At 63.7% G+C, this 16,969-nt stretch carries 20 protein-coding genes and 3 pseudogenes; 7 read left to right on the forward strand and 16 right to left on the reverse strand.

Annotated features, from left to right (window positions below):
• Positions 1-163 precede the first annotated feature (163 nt).
• The gene (locus QNO18_RS21855; RefSeq protein WP_283179609.1) at positions 164-754 is read left to right on the forward strand and encodes an exopolysaccharide biosynthesis protein; all 591 of its coding nucleotides are present in this window, start codon (positions 164-166) and stop codon (positions 752-754) included.
• 172 nt (positions 755-926) lie between these two features.
• On the opposite strand, the gene QNO18_RS21860 is transcribed toward QNO18_RS21855, so the two are convergent.
• Complete coding sequence (locus QNO18_RS21860; protein WP_283179610.1) at positions 927-1,166, reverse strand: hypothetical protein; 240 nt, start codon at positions 1,164-1,166, stop codon at positions 927-929.
• Between the two features lie 161 nt (positions 1,167-1,327).
• On the opposite strand from QNO18_RS21860, the pseudogene QNO18_RS21865 reads away from it, so the two are divergent.
• From QNO18_RS21865 to QNO18_RS21880, 4 genes and pseudogenes are all read left to right on the forward strand, one after another.
• Positions 1,328-1,610: pseudogene (locus QNO18_RS21865) on the forward strand (MgtC/SapB family protein); the annotation flags it as partial.
• A gap of 16 nt (positions 1,611-1,626) precedes the next feature.
• Positions 1,627-1,818: a DUF3008 family protein gene (locus QNO18_RS21870; RefSeq protein WP_283179611.1), complete on the forward strand. Its 192-nt coding sequence runs from the start codon at positions 1,627-1,629 to the stop codon at positions 1,816-1,818.
• On the forward strand, positions 1,815-2,099 hold the full coding sequence (locus QNO18_RS21875; protein WP_283179612.1) for a PRC-barrel domain-containing protein: 285 nt from the start codon (positions 1,815-1,817) through the stop codon (positions 2,097-2,099). The genes QNO18_RS21870 and QNO18_RS21875 overlap by 4 nt, the downstream gene beginning before the upstream one ends.
• 243 nt (positions 2,100-2,342) lie before the next feature.
• Positions 2,343-2,566, forward strand: a pseudogene (locus tag QNO18_RS21880) (IS5/IS1182 family transposase); the annotation flags it as partial.
• A 143-nt stretch (positions 2,567-2,709) separates the two neighbouring features.
• Here QNO18_RS21880 and QNO18_RS21885 read toward each other — a convergent pair.
• The 13 genes from QNO18_RS21885 to QNO18_RS21940 all read right to left on the reverse strand — a co-directional run bounded on the left by QNO18_RS21885 (position 2,710) and on the right by QNO18_RS21940 (position 13,199).
• Positions 2,710-3,312, reverse strand: coding sequence for a GntR family transcriptional regulator (locus QNO18_RS21885; protein ID WP_283179613.1), 603 nt, complete (start codon positions 3,310-3,312; stop codon positions 2,710-2,712).
• 61 nt (positions 3,313-3,373) lie between these two features.
• Complete coding sequence (locus QNO18_RS21890) at positions 3,374-4,099, reverse strand: methyltransferase domain-containing protein (RefSeq protein WP_283179614.1); 726 nt, start codon at positions 4,097-4,099, stop codon at positions 3,374-3,376.
• 2 nt (positions 4,100-4,101) lie between these two features.
• Positions 4,102-4,695, reverse strand: coding sequence for a pimeloyl-ACP methyl esterase BioG family protein (locus QNO18_RS21895; RefSeq protein ID WP_283179615.1), 594 nt, complete (start codon positions 4,693-4,695; stop codon positions 4,102-4,104).
• The gene (bioA, locus tag QNO18_RS21900) at positions 4,695-5,963 is read right to left on the reverse strand and encodes an adenosylmethionine--8-amino-7-oxononanoate transaminase (protein ID WP_283179616.1); all 1,269 of its coding nucleotides are present in this window, start codon (positions 5,961-5,963) and stop codon (positions 4,695-4,697) included. Before bioA ends, QNO18_RS21895 begins: the two co-directional genes overlap by 1 nt.
• Complete coding sequence (locus QNO18_RS25835; protein WP_349293927.1) at positions 5,963-6,241, reverse strand: AAA family ATPase; 279 nt, start codon at positions 6,239-6,241, stop codon at positions 5,963-5,965. The genes bioA and QNO18_RS25835 overlap by 1 nt, the downstream gene beginning before the upstream one ends.
• Positions 6,169-6,579 carry an ATP-dependent dethiobiotin synthetase BioD gene (gene bioD / locus QNO18_RS21905; protein WP_349293928.1) on the reverse strand — a complete coding sequence of 137 codons (411 nt, stop codon included), beginning with the start codon at positions 6,577-6,579 and terminating at the stop codon, positions 6,169-6,171. The genes QNO18_RS25835 and bioD overlap by 73 nt, the downstream gene beginning before the upstream one ends.
• Complete coding sequence (locus QNO18_RS21910; protein WP_283179617.1) at positions 6,576-7,709, reverse strand: 8-amino-7-oxononanoate synthase; 1,134 nt, start codon at positions 7,707-7,709, stop codon at positions 6,576-6,578. The genes bioD and QNO18_RS21910 overlap by 4 nt, the downstream gene beginning before the upstream one ends.
• The gene (gene bioB, locus QNO18_RS21915; RefSeq protein WP_283179618.1) at positions 7,706-8,653 is read right to left on the reverse strand and encodes a biotin synthase BioB; all 948 of its coding nucleotides are present in this window, start codon (positions 8,651-8,653) and stop codon (positions 7,706-7,708) included. Before bioB ends, QNO18_RS21910 begins: the two co-directional genes overlap by 4 nt.
• Before the next feature lie 377 nt (positions 8,654-9,030).
• Entirely contained in the window at positions 9,031-9,399 is a 369-nt protein-coding gene (locus QNO18_RS21920) for a hypothetical protein (protein ID WP_283179619.1), read from the reverse strand.
• A gap of 182 nt (positions 9,400-9,581) precedes the next feature.
• Positions 9,582-9,896, reverse strand: a complete 315-nt coding sequence (locus QNO18_RS21925; RefSeq protein ID WP_283179620.1) for a hypothetical protein — start codon at positions 9,894-9,896, stop codon at positions 9,582-9,584.
• Positions 9,897-10,203: 307 nt separating this feature from the next.
• Complete coding sequence (locus tag QNO18_RS21930) at positions 10,204-10,374, reverse strand: hypothetical protein (RefSeq protein WP_283179621.1); 171 nt, start codon at positions 10,372-10,374, stop codon at positions 10,204-10,206.
• A 20-nt stretch (positions 10,375-10,394) separates the two neighbouring features.
• Entirely contained in the window at positions 10,395-10,982 is a 588-nt protein-coding gene (locus QNO18_RS21935; RefSeq protein WP_283179622.1) for a hypothetical protein, read from the reverse strand.
• Between the two features lie 957 nt (positions 10,983-11,939).
• Positions 11,940-13,199, reverse strand: coding sequence for a hypothetical protein (locus tag QNO18_RS21940; protein ID WP_283179623.1), 1,260 nt, complete (start codon positions 13,197-13,199; stop codon positions 11,940-11,942).
• Between the two features lie 219 nt (positions 13,200-13,418).
• On the opposite strand from QNO18_RS21940, the gene QNO18_RS21945 reads away from it, so the two are divergent.
• Both QNO18_RS21945 and QNO18_RS21950 read left to right on the forward strand, forming a co-directional pair.
• Positions 13,419-13,775, forward strand: coding sequence for a hypothetical protein (locus QNO18_RS21945; protein ID WP_283179624.1), 357 nt, complete (start codon positions 13,419-13,421; stop codon positions 13,773-13,775).
• A 13-nt stretch (positions 13,776-13,788) separates the two neighbouring features.
• The gene (locus tag QNO18_RS21950) at positions 13,789-14,085 is read left to right on the forward strand and encodes a hypothetical protein (protein WP_283179625.1); all 297 of its coding nucleotides are present in this window, start codon (positions 13,789-13,791) and stop codon (positions 14,083-14,085) included.
• Between the two features lie 169 nt (positions 14,086-14,254).
• Here the strand turns inward: QNO18_RS21950 and QNO18_RS21955 are convergent, their stop codons facing one another.
• Together QNO18_RS21955 and QNO18_RS21960 are read right to left on the reverse strand one after the other, a co-directional pair.
• A complete protein-coding gene (locus QNO18_RS21955; protein WP_283179626.1) occupies positions 14,255-16,306 on the reverse strand; it encodes a PAS domain-containing protein in 2,052 nt (683 codons plus the stop codon).
• A 372-nt stretch (positions 16,307-16,678) separates the two neighbouring features.
• A pseudogene (locus tag QNO18_RS21960) lies at positions 16,679-16,908 on the reverse strand (hypothetical protein); the annotation flags it as partial.
• Between the last annotated feature and the right edge of the window lie 61 nt (positions 16,909-16,969).

Raw genomic sequence — 16,969 nt, forward strand, 5'->3', positions numbered from 1 at the left:
CTCGCTGGGAACTGGGCCTCGAAGAACAGGGCCGGGAAGCGGCATCCGAGATGCACTTGAAAATCAGAACCGGGCGCGGGGCGGATTGTTCCGAAATAATCCGGAACAGTGCTGCCGCGAACGCGTTTTACGATTCCCGGCATGGCAAAGGACCGGCAAGGACATGGATGAAAACAAGGATGTTCTGAGCGCAGTGCTCGATCAGCTGGACGAGATTGGCGCGACCACGACGGTCAGCATCGGCGCGGTGGCCGAGGCGATCGGCACGCGGTCTTTTGCGACACTGATGCTGATCTTTGCGCTGATCGCGGTGTCTCCGGCCAGTATCGTGCCCGGGGTGACGACGGTGGTCGCGCTGGTCGAGTTCCTGCTTGTGGCGCAGATGATTGCCGGCAGACGTCATATCTGGTTGCCCGATCTGCTCTCCGACAGGGAAATTCCGGGCGAACGCCTGCGGTCTGCCGTTTCATGGCTGCGCAGGCCGATTGCGGTCGTGGACCAGATCCTGCAGCCCAGACTGAGCTTTCTGACTGAAAAGCCCTGTCTTTATATCTGGCTCTTCCTGATCCTCGCGCTCACTCTGGTCATGCCCTTCATGGAACTGGTGCCAGGCACCGGCACCGTTGCCTCTGGTCTGATTGCCCTCGTGGCGGCGGCCGTTCTGACCCGGGACGGCGCCTTGCTGATACTGGCGGGTCTGTGCCTTGGCGCCCTGGTCTGGATGGTGCGTTTGCTTGGTGAAGCCCTGTTCTGAGCGCGCAGTTTCTCTGTCTGATCCACCATCTGCGGGGAACAATTCCCGCGTCCAGGCGTTAACCCGCGCGGGATCATAGCTGAAGCAAGACTCCATTCAGATATGTACCTCGAAAACGTTAAGGCGCCTGCCCATGCAGGCGCCTTTTCTCTCGCCGCTTTCTTTGGCGGCGTCAGGTCTCGAAAACTGTTCCGTGCAGATGCTCTGGCAGTTCCTGCAGCTTCTCTTTCGTCCGGACGGCTTTGCCATTCGCATCCCGCATCAGGGTCAGCTGATCGGGACTGATCCGCACGGGCCCCGATCCGGTTGCAACAAAGCCGCCGATATCAACCCCGGCATCGACCACGACCACGACCACGACCTGGGTCAGAGGGCCAGCGAACAGACCGCTGCCATGAATGGTCGCCGGCACATCGCGATCGCATCGGCTGCCTGCTGAAGCACGGCGCGGCATGAAGCGGGGATTTCCGCCGCAGCGGAGGGCGTTCGGGAACAAATGCGCGGGGCTCAGGGTTGGATGTCGTTGCGTAGCGGCGCCCGATTTCGCCTTGCGGCATCCGCGAGTATTTCGCCTTGAATGAGGCGGTCACCGCCGGGCTGGCATTTCTCGCTGCAGGGGCGATCTTTACGGCGGGCGGCCTTTACGTCGGGCGGTAAGGTCACCGGGCTGACGACCGGCGCAGGTATGTGGATGGCCGGAGCCATCGGCTTGGCCTGTGGCAGCGGCTTCCTGCCGCTTGCCATCATGGCGACAGTGCTTGCGATCCTGGTGCTGTGGGTGCTGTGGGTGCTCGGGCGCGTGTCGCGCCGCATTGCGCGGATCTGCGATCGCGGCACCTCAGACGAAAATCACTGACGGGAAGGAGGCAAAGATGCCCGCAAAATCGAAAGCTCAACAAAAGGCGGCCGGGGCTGCCCTGTCGGCAAAACGGGGAGAAACGGCGCGAAAGGATCTGGTTGGCGCGTCAAAGGAAATGTTTGACAGCATGACCGAGGCCGAGCTGGAAGAGCTCGCCTCCACCCCGCATGACGGCTTGCCGGACCGGGTGGAGGATGACGCATGATAACCCCTTTGCAGCCCGCTGAAATCACCCGAGCCCTTCTTATCGGCAAACAGGTTTTCGCATCACGCAACGAAGCCGTCGGTTCAGTCAGCGATGTTCTCGGCACCGGCAACTCCGCGGTAATATTTGTCGACCTCGGCGGGCTCTTTTGCGCTGGTGGCAAGACCATTGAACTGGCCGCGAATGACATGCGGATTGGCCGGGAGGAAAACGGGGCAATCATGCTTGAGACGCGACTGACACTCCACGAGCTGGAGATGTTACCTGAAGTAAAACTCTGAGCCGTGGGCCAGGCCGGTCTGCGCGACCGGCCTGCCGGATCATGCGCAATGTCACCATGCGCGCATCTGGCAAAGAGGCTGAAACCTCTCATCCCCACAATCGCCGTTAACACTGTGCTGTTTTGGTCGAGTGCCGACGCCGCTTCTGGCACATGGTGCACCTTCCATCTGCCGATGACGGGGGTGGTGATGCGCGGCCCAGAAGAGGCGAGCGGTTCACTGTTCAGTTGTGATAGTCCGCAGGAGCGGATGCAGGATAACCTGCTGTTTCGGTGGTTTGTGGATGGTTGGTTGATGCCCCGGTCTGGGTGACAACCGGGTCTATGAAGAACCGTGACCGCCTGTTGAACACCGAAATGTCGCGCAAAGTCTGGGCGGCAATACGCGCAGATCGCGCAGTTCAGCCGCTTCTGTCGGACGACCACATTTCGGTCGAGGGCAAAGGGCTCAAGGCTCGGGCAGCAATTTAGGGCTTCCGGCCAAAGCCCGAAGCCATGCGGGGCATAGTACGCGCGGGTTCCTGACCGTTCCCGCCGCCTGTGCTGGGGCAAAGCCGTTCCCGCCAGTGCGTCGCCGCTTCATGGCGTCTTCCTGAGGCAGGTCAGGGCGATCAGTTCAGGCGGTTCAGGTGACGTTCCAGAATGGCTGAGGCAGCTTTGGTGTCATGGCGGCGGATGGCGACCATGATACCATAATGATCATTGTCAACGCGCGGCTTCCACCGCTTGCTGTAATGAACAAGGATATAACGCGCCGCCAGGTTTTGCATGCTCTCGACCGCTTCCAGCAGCCGGGGCATCTCGCAGGCCTCATAGATCTTCATATGAAAGGCACGGTTAAGCTCTTCCCAGTCAAAGATATTCTGCGCCTGGTCACAGGCCTGGCGCAGGGCGTCGGCCTCGCGCACCTGGCCGGGGGTGAGATTGGGCACGGAATGCAGCAAGGTCAGCGGCTCGAGCGCCAGCCGCATCAGCTTCAGCTCCTTTTGGGCCATCGGGTCAAGCGGTGCGACCTGCATTCCCCGGTTGTGCTGTGACACGACCAGGCCGCGCGCGACCAGTTTCAGCAGCGCCTCCCGCACAGGTACATGGCTGGCACCAAACTCGGCGGCGAGATAATCCTGACGAAGCTTTTCACCCGCCATCAGCTCGCCACGGATGATGCGTCTTGCCAGTTCATCCGCGATCAGCTGTGGCGTTGGGACGGCTGGCATGACGTCGATCAACCTTGGTGGGACGGAGGGAAAGAGCGAGGCGGGCGCCGTAAAGGGCCGTTTATGATCTGCGGGCAATACAATAAGACGGGCGATAGGTCAAAGTGGGCGGCCCTGCCGCGTTGATCTCTCGCAGCAGGCCGCGCAGCCGTCCCGGCGAAACCCGCCCTGCGGCAAAGCCGTTCACGCCGCTGGCGCGCAGATGCGCAAAAAGATCTTGGGCGCTTTCGAACTGCAGGGTGATGGCCTCATCGCGGAAGACAAGACCCTCCATCCCGGCGGGCAGGGCATCATATATTCCGGCAGCGTTCAGATAGGAGGGCGCGCCCCGGGGCAGACCCCAGGCGGAAAATTCGGGGAAATTGTCGGGGCCAAAGCCTGACAGCGCCAGCAGGCCTGCGGGGCGCAGGGCCTGCACCGCTTTGGCCAGCAAGGCCCGCGGATCGGCGATCCATTGCAGCATCGAGGCGCTGGCGAGCAGATCCAGATCTCGCGGGAAATCACAGGCGGCGGCGTCTCCCGGCAGAGGATATACGCGCCCCTGCCCCGGCCAGGCCAGCTGCGGCAGCGGGGCGACAAGATCATTCAGCCAGATGTCCTCGGGGCACAGGCGGGCAAGTTGCCGTGTCAGAAGGCCGGTGCCATGGCCCAGTTCCAGTACCCTGCGGGCGGTGCTGATATGGGAGAAGATGCCTTCGGCCAGGCTCCCGGCGATCCGGGCCTGCGCCAGGGCCGCACTCTCGTAGCTGTGATGATGGCGGGAAAACCCCGCCGCGATCCGCGCCATCATCATCTGATCTCGCTCCAGGCGCGCCAGTGGGGAAAGGGATTATGGCCGCAGTCGAGCCATGTGATCTGCCGCCCCGGCCAGCCCCCGGCCATCCGGCCCTGCGGAAAGATACGGTCGCGCCGCCCGGCAATGATATGGGTGAATGCGGCGGTGGGAGCGGGCTCGCGCAGGGCAAGATGTTGCAGTTCCAGCGCGAGGGCGTCGGGTTCGGTCTGTTCCGGCAGGTCGGCCCCGGCGCGGCGGGCGAAGCGCTGCAGGCTCTCTGCGGTGACCGCCCCCGCCGTGGCGTGATAGGTCTCGGGGCCGATGGCCGCGCACGGATCGGGCGCGCCGCAGATGGCGGTGGCCCGCGCCGGGGCCAGATGATCCAGATGGCGCGCGGCGACAGCCACCCCCATCGACCAGGCAATCACATGCAGCCGGCGATAGGGGTGCAGCAACGCCACGGGCAAAGTTTCATCGCGGTAATCGTCGAGAGCCAGCACATCATCGCCGCCCTGCAGATGGTGAACAGCGCCTGCGCCGACGGCCCAGCCGCCATAAAACAGGATCAGATCTTCGCTGCCGGATCTTTGCAGCCATTGCGCCCGCATCAGAGCCCCTTTGCGATGGCAAGCATTGCCGCGCTGACCTTTGTCAGCTCGTCCGGGCGGATCGTCAGCGGCGGCATGGTATAGAGCAGCCTGCCGAAGGGCCGCAGCCAGACGCCGGTCTCGGCGCAAAAGCGGTGCACCTTGTCCATCGGCAGGGGCGCCTTCATTTCGATCACCCCGATTGCGCCGAGGACCCGGAGGTCCGCAACCGATGGCAGGACGGCGGCGGGCGCGAGGTCACGCCGCAATTGCGCGCCGATGCTGCGGGCCGCTCCGCTCCAGTCCGCGCTTTGCCACAGATCCATGGCGGCGGCGGCAACGGCGCAGGCCAGCGGATTGGCCATAAAGGTCGGGCCATGCATCAATGTGCCGGCCTCCCGTGCCAGATCGCCGGTGGCAATGGTGGCGGCCAGGCTCATCATGCCGCCGGTCAGTGCCTTGCCGAGGCACATGATATCGGGCCTGACCCCGGCCAGATCAGCCGCAAAGGGCGAACCAGTGCGGCTGAAGCCGGTGGCGATTTCATCGAAGATCAGCAACACGCCATGGCGGTCGCAGATCGCCCGCAGGTCCCTGAGATAGGCGGGATGATAGAAATACATTCCCCCTGCGCCCTGGACGACAGGTTCGATGATGAAGGCGGCAATCTCTGCGTCATGGCGGCAAAGCAGCGCCTCGACCTCGTCCAGCCCGTTCAGCGCCGGGTCCTCGGGCCAGGCGGCACCATAGGGCACCGGCGGGCGGGCGGCGAAGTGCTGCGGCGCGATGGCCCGCCCGAAATGGCTGTGCATACCGGTCTCGGGGTCGCAAAGGCTCATCGCTTTCCAGGTGTCACCATGATAGCCGCCGCGCACGGTCGCCAGGGCGGTGCGTCTGCGGTGACCGCGCGCGATCTGGACCTGAATGGCGAGTTTCACCGCCACCTCCACCGCCACCGAACCACTGTCGGCATAGAAGATCCGGTCGAGCCCCTCCGGCAGAGCAGCGACCAGCCGGCGGCTGAGATCAATGGCCGGCTGATGGGTCAGCCCGCCGAACATGACATGCGGCAGCTGTGCCGCCTGGTCCTGCACCGCTTTGACCAGCGAGGGCGGCGCGTGGCCGAACGCCGCGCACCACCAGGAGGACATGGCGTCAATCATCCGCCGGCCATCGTCGAGCGTCAGCCAGATGCCCTCGGCCCGCACGACCTTGTGCTGCGGTGCCGGATGCGCAATCGAGCTGTAGGGATGCCAGATATGGCTGCGGTCAAAGGCCAGATCCTCCATTACAGCGCGGCCTTTATGGCGCTGAGGTCGATACCCTGAAAGGCCTGTTCCAGCGCGGGGCGGGTGACATTCGCCAGGCGCGGCAGTCGGCCGAGCGCGGGCAGGGCAGCGATCCGGCAGATGGTTTGCTGGCTGTCCTGCATTTCCGCGCCGAAAAAGACGATCCCCAGCAGCGGCACGCGGCGCGCGCGCAGGGCTTCGATGGTCAGCAGGCTGTGATTGATCGTGCCAAGTGCGGTCCGTGCCACCACGATGACCGGGGCCTGCCATTTCGCCATCTGATCGGCGTATAGGAAACTGCCGTCCAGGGGCACCAGCGCCCCCCCGCCCCCTCGACCACCAGCGGGCCATCGACCCGGGGCAGCGACATCGCCGTGATCCTGACCCCCTCGCGCGCCGCCGCATGATGCGGCGACGCGGGAAGCTTCAGCCGATACGCCTCGGGAAGGGTGGGGCGGCCGGTCAGGCGGGCGACGGTCTCGCTGTCGGTCTCTTCGTCAAGCCCGGCCTGGACGGGTTTCCAATAGCTTGCCTGCAAAGCCAGCGTCAGCCCGGCGCTGAACACGGTCTTGCCGATACCGGTATCGGTGCCGGTGATGATGACGGCAGAACTCATATCGGCCCCCGGATTTTCATACCTGCAATGGCGACGAAAAGCGCATCAATATCCGTGACTTGCAGCCCGCCGGTGATCGAGATGCGCAGGCGCGCGGTGCCTTTCGCCACGGTGGGCGGGCGGATGGCGCGAATATCGAAACCCGCCTCGCGCAGGTGACGCGCGGCCCCGAGCGCCGCATGGTCCTCCCCGAGGATCAGAGGCAGGATCTGGCTGAGGCCGAGATTGAGCCCCAGTTTTCGGGCGGCGCGATGGGCATGGAGGCGCAGGGTTTCGGCATGCCCGATCAGGGCGGGCCGTGTCTGCACCAGCAAAAGCGCCGCGCGCACCGCTGCCGCAACAAGCGGCGAGGGGGCGGTGGCATAGATAAAGGGGCGCGCGCGGTTGATCAGCGTCTCGGTCACGATGCGCCCGGCGCAGATCAGCGCACCACTGGCCCCGAGCGCCTTGCCGCAGGTATGGACCAAAATCGATGCAACATCGTCCGGCACATCGGCAAGCCCGCGCCCCATCGGCCCGTAAAGCCCGGTCGCATGGGCCTCATCCAGGACCAGAACCGCGTCGCACGCCCGCGCCAGCGATATGAAATCCGCCAGTGGTGCGAAATCGCCATCCATCGAATAGAGCGTCTCAAGCGCGATCCAGATCCGCCCCGAGCCACCTCTGGCGCGCCAGTCGCGGATCTGATCCTCTGCATGCTGTGCGTCACTATGGCGGAACTCCCAGCTCTGCGCCGGGCCGAGCCGCATCCCCTCATGCACACTGGCATGGATCCCTGCATCATAAAGCACCAGATCGCCCGACATCGGCAGTGCCGAAAAGATAGCCTGATTGGCCTGAAAGCCGCCGCCCATGAACAGGCAGGATTCAGTGCCGAAGAAATCGGCGGCCTCGGCCTCCAGCGCTGCAAATTCCGGATCATTGCCGCGCAACAGCCGCGATCCGCCCGACCCCACGGGGACACCCCGGGCGATGGCCACCTGTACCGCTTCGGCGAGGGCGGCGGATGCACTCAGGCCCAGATAGTCATTCGAGGCAAAGTCACGCCCCAGAGCCGGCAGCAGCGCGCGGGCGCGCCCGCGCGCTGCCGTGACCGCAAGCCGTTCGGCATGGCGGGGAAACAGGCTCACGCCGCCGCCCCACAGGGGCGCAGTTCTTCGGCGCGCAGGCCGAGCCTTGCGAAAAGCTGCGCGTCTTTGCTGTCGCCGGGATTATCCGCTGTCAGCAGCGTATCGCCGACAAAGATCGAATTGGCACCGGCGAAAAAGCACATCGCCTGCAGCTCATCCGACATCGCGCTGCGCCCTGCCGAAAGCCGGACATAGGATTTCGGCGCCAGAATACGCATGGTGGCGATCGTGCGCACCATCTCGATCGGATCAAGAGGCGCCACATCTGCCAGGGGTGTGCCTGCCATCGGCATCAGCATGTTGATCGGGATGGATTTCGGCGGCTCGGGCAGATCGGCCAGGGTCTGGATCATCGCGATCCGGTCCTCAGAGCTCTCGCCCATGCCGATGATCCCGCCGGAACAGACATTGATTCCGGCCAGGCGGACCCGCTCCAGCGTCTCCAGCCGGTCGGCAAAGCTGCGGGTCGAGATGATTGTGGGGTAAAAGCTCTCGGAGGTGTCGATATTGTGGTTGTAATAGTCCAGCCCTGCCGCCCTGAGCTGCACCACCTGGGCATCATCCAGCATCCCCAGCGTCATGCAGGTCTCAAGCCCGAGCGCCTTTACCCCCTCGACCATGGCGATGACCGCCTTCATGTCGCGCGCTTTCGGCGAGCGCCACCCGGCCCCCATGCAATAGCGCGTCGCCCCCGCATCTTTGGCCTTTTTCGCCTCGGCCAGAACCTTCTGCACCTCCATCATTTTCGAGGCGCTGAGTTTAGATCCGTTGCGCGCCGATTGCGCACAATAGGCGCAGTCTTCCGGGCAGCCGCCGGTTTTGATCGACAGGAGTTTCGCGCATTGGATGCGGTTCGGGTCGAAGTTTTCCCGATGCACGCTCTGGGCGCGGAACAGCAGATCCATCAGGGGGAGATTATAGACAGGGCTCGCACGCATTTGCATCGGGGTCCTCCGGCAGGGCTGCGATCAAGCAGACAGGGATCCGGGCGCGCGCTCAATTTGCAAAGTTATCTATTATTTGCCCCGGAGCTGAAATTGATTTAATGTTTAAAATCAATTTTGTAGATCAGATCCCGTGTGGGGGGCTGGCGGCAGGGGCCTTCCGGTTTGTCTATAATATATTATCCGCATCCCATGTTTCCTCGGCTCTGCAGACCGAGCCCCCTCTCCGGCGCAGGATCGCAGGCTCCGTATGCCACGGCCCGGTAAGGGGATAGTCATCGCTAAATCCGCTCTTTGAACTCACCCTCGGTCTGTGGCTGGCGTCTCGCCGCGGACTGTCCCGGATCATCCTACGAGCGGTGATGCTGGTGATTGCCTCACGCGACCTCACCGGCCTGGGGCAGTGGGGCCCGTTCTGCCAGATCGGCCCAGGGTCTGTGCCGGGCAAAGGCATCGATGCGCAAGAGGCGGGCGGCGACAATGATCGGTATCAGCACCACCAGCCCCGCCATTACGTTCAGCACAGACACACTGGCCAGCGTCGATTGCATGGTGATGTGCGAGGCCCCGTCCGCCACAGCCGCCTGACAGGGCCTGACCGACAAAAGCGGCAGGCGATGCGAGAGGATCATCGGGATAGGAAAACTGCCCCCGCTCTTCCTGACGGCCAGTACGGCGGGCATGATCACCGGCAGCATCACCTTCATCCGCGACTTGCCCGCCGTGCCTGCCTCTTTCAGCCGCATATCAACGCGGGCAATGGAGGAGACGGGACGATACAGACTTAGGTGCCGTAGATGCATCTCATCGAGGGGATCTGCCCGTAACAGCCATAGAGGCCGGGCAAACGGATACGGGTTTCGCACAGCGAGCGGGTGATAAGCCCGTTATTGCCGGCATGATCGTCCAGGCGCCGGCTGCGATCACCTCAGGGTTCACCGGGTTGATCAGCGGCGGCAGTGCGTTCAGGCCCTTGACGGGAAAGCTGTGGGGCGGTGACATAGGCCAGCGGCACGCCGAGCAGCGTGGCCAAGAGGGTGACGGCTGTGGCGGAAAGCAGCGTGTTGCCGATGGCCCACATATATTTGGGGTTGTTGAAAAGGCGGGCCCAGCCACTCAGCCCGTCGCCAGGGACGCTGGTGGATATGCCGCAATCACCAGGGCCTCGAAGGCGTCGATGCCCGGATCGACCGCCGCGCCCCGGCATAGAACCGTCATGGCCGGGGCCATACAGATCCGCCATCACTTCGGCCCCCTTGCCAGATCAGGCCGATAGCCGGTTCTCGGGCCCGGATATTGCCGCGAGCTGACAGCGGCGGGCCGGTTCCGGAGGACCTGTTTCGGCACGGCGGCAAGAGGCAGGCTTTCGGCTGCGGGTTTTCCGCGCGCATCGGCGGCAAGGATCCTGACCTGGCCGAAAGCGGCTTCGACCGGTCCGCCGGTCGCAACCGAGCCGCCGGCCAGTTGGCCGCGCCGACGAAAATCCCGACATGTCTGGTGCGCGACGTGGCGCAGATCTCTTCTGGGATTTCTTGCAGGCGGCGAATCTGTCAGAGGCCACCTGGGTTCATAACCCCATTCAGATCAGGCATCGACAGGGCTTCTTCAGCATCGTGGGTCACGAAGGAAGTGGTGATAATCGCCTCGTTCTGCAGCCCTCTGATGATCTCGCCGATCTGGACGCGCAGCTTTGCGCCCAGATTGGACAGCGGCGCGTCCATCAAAAGCCCCGCCGGTCTGATCACAGACGCAAGGGCCAGCGCCACAGGCTGCCGCAGGACGCCCGACAGCGCCGCTGAGCGGCGCGTATCGTCCGACCCACCAATGCCGCATCGTCACTGTACCGGCGCCACGCAGAAACTGCGGGTCGAAATCGGGTTGTGCCAGCAGCGCCCCCGGCTTCGGTCACCGGACCATCGGTTCTGACCTCGTTCAGGCGCCAGATGCCGTCCTGGACATAGGTCACGCTGCGGTCCCCGTCCGGCCAGACATAGACGTTCAGCGCAATCTGCTCGCGCAGCTTCTGCATCTCTGCCGAAGCCTGCCAGAAGATAAAGCCATGGCATGGTTTTTCCGAGATCACCTCGCCGCTCAAAGCCCTGACCTGACAGGTGAACGGGTCAGAGGGCAGAGCGCCCGCGCTCCATTCATCCAGGAGCTGCGCATTGGCCGCGCAGGCCTGCGCAATATTGTCCGTACAGCCCATGTCAAAGGCGCGCGAGGCCTCGGAAAGCACCAGCGGCGGCGGCGGATCCTCCTCCTCCCCGGGAGGTGCGAAGGCAAGGGGCGCTGCCGGTGTTTCGCCCCGGCGCACGCTGTCAGTCAGCATCCCGCCATAGATCAGGCAGGCCGCGCCATCGGTGGTGGCGACGCGCTGATGAAAGCAGCCGCGCTGATATGCGGCCAGCGCAAGCCCCGGATCGGCGGCCTGGCAACCCCGTCAGAAAGCAGATCGCCGGCCAGCCTGCACCCGTAAGGCGCCACCGAAGCGTCTGCGCTGTCGCAGGTGAACCGGGCCCATCGCAGGCCTCGGGCAGACGCGTCTGATCCGCCAGACGCGTCTGATCCGCCAGCGCCAGTTTCGCCGCATCATAACAGGCCCAGCTGTCCTGATCAGTCCCGCTGGCCATCACTGCCTCGCAGGCCATCGACCGGATATAGAGCGCGCCTTCCCCGTCACCACGCTCTGTCATCGCATCCGCAAGCTGGCTGCAGGTATTGTCAGCCTGCGCCATGGCGTGTGCATCCCGGCAGCCCATGCGCAGGGTCGCAAGCCAGGCCTCAGGATCGTCGCGGGCGGGGATGGTCACGCCCTGGGTTTCATATCCGACCCTGGCGTAAAGCCCCGCCAGTGGCGCGCAGCCTTTGATATTGGTGCGCGAACAGGCCTCTTTCAGCATCACTTCGACCGTGTCCAGACCATCCGCTGCCTCCAGCGCGGCATAGACATACAGCGCCTGACTGCAATCCTGCGACGATCCTTCGCCGGGGGACAGGCAGGATCGGGCAAGGGCGTCATATCGGGCGCGCAAGGCGGGGCGGGCCTCGGAGAGTGTGACGTCCATTGCCGCGCCGAGGCTTTCGCAGATGCTGTCCTTGCTGTCCTGAGCATCACAGAGCGCAATCGCGCGGGCGGCCGCAGCCTGCCGCTCGGCCACCGGCCAGAAATCGGCCAGCTTTGACAGGGTGGCGCAGGCCGCCGGATCGCCGGCTGCGCAGCCTTCAGTCAGGAAGGCGCTGGCCCGGGTCACACGCGCCGGACCCCGCGCATCGGCATCGCCATAGGTCAGGAAATCGCGGTAAAGATAATAGGCGGATTTGCAGCTGCGCTGATTTGGATCGCGGGGGCCCTGGGTGCAGATCCCCGCCTCGATCGCCGCCAGCGCGAACCGTTCATCCGGGGTCGGCCCCGCCGCGCCCCCGCCGCTGTCACCGTGCGAAAGCCCTCTTCCAGCGCCTCGCAAATCCACCCGATCCCTTGCTGGCAGGCGGTCAGACTGGCCGCGAAATTCGATGCCGCCTCGACGAGGGACGGGCTGCGATCTGACGCCGTGTTCCGCGCCAGCAGGATACAGCCGATGCGGTCCTGCGCATCGCAAAGCAGTTTCGACAGCTCCGCCGTCACGCGATCATCCGTCGCCGCCCCGTTCGGCAGCGCCTGATCCTGTGCAAGCTCAGTCGTATTGTCCTGCCGGTTGATCGCCAGCTGGCACCCTTCCAGGTCTTTGGCCATACAGCCCAGCAGAGCATAGCGTGTGACCACAGCCGGCCCACGGCCCGGCCCTTCCGGCGCATCATAGATCAGGCTGGCAAATGCGGTGCAGGCCGTGCCGAGGCCCAGATCGCAGGCCTGTTTCATCCCCGCAGGATCCCCGGCGTGACGGGCCTCGGCCAGCAAGGCCACAGCCTCCTGCCCCCCTCCCTGCCCGGCCTCGACAAATCCGGCGTCCTCCCGGATCAGCGCCGCGCTGAAACCGGCACCGGAGACACAGGAACTGCCCTCTGGCAGCTGATCGGAAAGGCGGATTGTCCTTTCGCTGGCCCCGGTGCTCAGAAGACCCAGCACCAGCGCATAGCCGCCCGCCTGCAGCCTGTATGCGGAAGCAGAGGGGCCAAAGGCAGGCAGGGAGGCCGCGAGATCGTTCAGCCCCGAAAGCGTATCGGCATGGCCCGCAACAAGATGGCAGGTGTTCGGTGGCGCGAGATAGCTCTGCTCCTGACCATCACTGGCAGTCGTCGGGGGGCAGAAATGCGTGACCCCGGCAGTCTCCAGATAGCCCACGGCCCGTTCCAGCCCCTTTCCGGTCGCATAATCCAGCGCGAACCATGCCGCGCCATCCGGGCCGAAGGTCACGTCGCGCAAGGAAACCTCTTCGCCCGCAGCCAGTTCGCGCGCTTCCGCCCCGGCAGGCGCCGTGTAAATCGGTTGGGCGGCGCAGATATGGCGGGTTTCCAGCGGCTGATGGGGCGCAAGTTCCTGCGCCAGGGCCGGAGAGCAGACCCCGAACGCGAGCAAAGCAAGGGCAGGCAAGGTGATCCTGATCATTAAAACTCGCAAATGGTGACGTCCCGGGCCACGATCACAGGCCTGCTGCCGATCTCGGGCAGGATGGACCGGAAGGGGGCCGGTTCCAAGCAGGGACGCGATGTATCCGGCGTGATCCTGCCGAGCGACAGGGGATATGTCCGACCGGGGTCCGGGGGAGACTGTTCCCGCTGAACATCTGTGCTACAGGGCGTGGAAACATACGACATGGACGGCGTTATGCGGAAACTTCTTCTTGTTATCATTGGCCTCGCATTGCTGGGCTTTGGCGGTTATCGGCAATTTGCCGGTGCGGGCGTCAGCGCGGCAGACCAGGCGCGCTGCGAAGAACAGGTCCGCGCGCAAAGTGGCACCGATGCCGAAGCCCTGGCGCTTTTGCTGCCGAAATGCAGCGATACCGGGATGGTGGCAATGATGGATGCCCAGGCATCGGGCGATGATGCCCAGGCGGCAGCGCGCCGGATCTCGCAGGCCAATCAGGGCGACCTGACGGCGCATCTCGTTGACTGGGCGATGATCGGCGCGGGCCTTGCTGCATTGGCGGCAGCTGCGGCCCTGAACCGCCGCCGCGCATGATCCGGGTGCCGGGGTGAAGACCTCACGCCGGATCTGGCTGCTGATCCTGATGGTCGTCATCGGGATCGCACCACTCGCTTCGGTTGCCCTGGCCGGGCTGATTGCGGACTGGAACGGCTGCGCCCTGCATGAAGGCTTTGCCCAGCCTTGTATCCTGTTGGGAACCGATATCGGCGGCGTGCTTTACACGATGGCCGTCATGGGCTGGCTGATGCTGATTTCGCTTTTCTTCCTTGGAGGCGGATTGCTCGGGCTGGCCTGGGAGGGCGTCTTGCTGATCGCCCGGAGGATATCGCGGGGCCCGAGATGACAGGCGCAGCGCCTGCCGCGCGGCTTTCCTTAATCCGCCGGGCGCAGCAGGGTTTGGGCCGATCAGACCGCGCGCAAGGGATGCTGCTGCGCCAATAGTTCGACCGCCGCTTCTGCTTCCTTCCGGGGGGTATCCCAATGAACATCCCTGTCAGGGGCGGGTTCAGCTGTCAGTGCCGTGTGCCGGAACCCGTCAGCGACGAGACCGGCAGGCTGATATCAATGGTCAGGCCGTCCTGCGTCCATGATCGTGTCGCGTGACCCCGAAGCTGGCCTTCGACGATTGAATTGAACAGCTTCGAGCCAAAGCCTGTACCCTGACCCGTCGTGGCAGGTAAATGCGTCATTTCCATCCAGCGAATGCTGAAGCGATCTTCGATGTGGCAGAGCTCGACCCGGAGCAGGCCCTGGCTGTCCCTGAGGGCCCCATACTTGACGGCATTCGTCCCCAACTCATGAAATATGAGAGCGATCGCGGTCATGGCTGACGGGTCGAGCGGCAGATCGTCGCCCGTGATCGTAATGTGGTCTTCCCCTTTGTCGTAAGGCGCGAGAAGTCGGCGCAACAGTTCCGCCATAGTGGCCACTGTTCCGTCCTGGTTATGCCGGATAAGGCCGTGGGCATCGTGGAGCGCTCTCAGTCGTCCCCGAAGCGACTCCGTCACGGCCTTCACATCTGAGCCGTCGCGGGCCGTGAGGCTGACCAGGCCATTCACAAGTGCGAACAGATTGCCGATCCGGTGGTCAAGTTCCCGGGCGATGATCTCACGCTCGGCTTCCAGTTGCTTGACGGCGTCGATATCCGTGGAGGTTCCATACCAGCGCGTGATCGCGCCTTCGGCGTTCCGCAGCGGTTTGGCAAGAACCTTGAGCCAGCGATAGCTGCCGTCATGATACCGGAAGCGATAATCGATTGCGTAGGTTTCTCCCGTCGCAAGGCAGGCTTCCCAGGTTGCATCGACCCGCGCCTTGTCCTCTGGGTGAACCAGGGTTTTCCAGGTTTCTGCCGTGATCTCTTCCGGGGTGATGCCGGTGAATTCGGTCCACCGGCAATTGAAGTAGTCGTGCCGCCCATCGGCGTCCGTGCTCCAGACTATCTGAGGAATGGATTCGCTCACGATATTGAAACGTTTGTTGCTTTGCTCAAGTGTCTCGACGGCGTCGGTCAGCTCGGTGATATCGATCAGGATGCCGCTCAGATGGGAAGCCGCGCCTTTCCCGTCACGCACCACTTTGCCGAAAGCGGCAAACCAACGGTTTTCACCAGTTGGAGTCGCAATTCTGTAGCGGCAGTGATAGTCAGAGCCGGTCGCGATCGCGCCACCGAGAGCATCGAGTACCCGCTCACGGTCATCCGGGTGAAGGAGCGGCGAAAGTCTCTCAAGGGGGATACCGGTCTCGGGCTGGTCCTCCATTCCGAACCGTTTCAGGAACGTTCCTTCCACGGTGAGATCCCGCCGCGCCAGGTTCATGTCCCATGTGGCGATGATCCCGCCGGCTTCGAGGGCTATGTCGACGCGTTGCCGGGCAAGCAAGAGCTTACTGATCAGGTCATCGCGATTGCGCATCACGATAGACAATGTGACAGGCGCCAATGCGACCATGAAGGCTGCCAATCGCATGGAAACAATCGCATGCTCGTCATAGGCGCCCGCGACACTGTGAAGATAGGCCTCGCACATGACGGTCAGCAACCAACAGCTGAACACGAAAGCGAGGGCGGAAGCAGTGAAGACGGAATAAGCCAGGCCGCACCACAAAAGCGCGGGCAGCGCGAAGGCGAAGGCGCCTGGCCCTCCCACAACCATCGCCAGGGCGCAGGACGCGGCCAGAGCAACGACAGGAACTGCTGCAAGCGCGCGCGGCACCAGGTTGAACGACCTGATATTCGCGCCCAGGCTGCGAGGCGTCGGCGCGGAGAGTATGACCGGCAACAATGCGATATAGTTGACGAGTTCCGTCGTGAACCAGAATGTCCCTGCATTGACCGCCCCGAGCCTCAGTACCAGAGGATCGGCAATTGCGCCGACAAGCCCCGCAGAGGCGGCACCCGACACCGAGACAAGGACAATATAGAGTGCGGATGCCGGCTCCCGCATCCGCAGCGCATTCTCGGGAAGATACCGGCAGACAAGGCAGGCTGTACCCACGCCGCACAGGTTTGCGGCATTGAGCACTAAGGCCTTTGCAATACTGGTGCCCGCGATCAGGTCTGCTGCCATATAGGCCACCGCCGCCACAGCCACACCGAGGGACGGCGCGTATCAGGCAGGCGAACGAGCAATCCGAGCATGACCGCATTTGCGGGCCAAATCATCGCAAGATACCCGACCGGTCTTGTAAGGATGCCCAATGCACATGCGGTAAACACCGCGAGACCGATGACGAGCGAATGCGGAGGAAGAGCCGGGACGCGTTTGAACCATCTGGACGATGCACTGCTTTCTACGGAGGCCATCAGAGTCTCTCGCCGACAGGTCAATGCGACAATTTAGCGCATCCCCCTGCATAGTCACCTGGGTTCTTTACCAGTGCCAAAGCGGGATTTTTGCGAAAACCGGCGGCTGGCCGGAAGTGCCCCTTCCCTCTTATATTCAGGCCGGGCGTTGGATTCCGGCAGTGCCGGGAGCATTGAAGCGGTTCACACGGCGCTGGTGAACACCTTTGGTCCGACAGACCCTGCGCCCCCGATGCAGATCTGGATTTCGGCTGTCTGGGGTCTGGATCACGTAATGCGTTGCGTTCCGCCAAACGTCTTGAGGCAGCCCATCCTGGCCTTGATCCGCCTTCGGGCGTGATATCCGGACCAGCGTTTCCAGGCAGAACCTGAGGACGTTCGTCGGGGAAACAGCCTCCCGGACTGTTGTCTGATCTTCCTCACCGCT

It is taken from the genome of Gemmobacter sp. 24YEA27, assembly GCF_030052995.1.
Classification (GTDB): Bacteria; Pseudomonadota; Alphaproteobacteria; order Rhodobacterales; family Rhodobacteraceae; genus Pseudogemmobacter.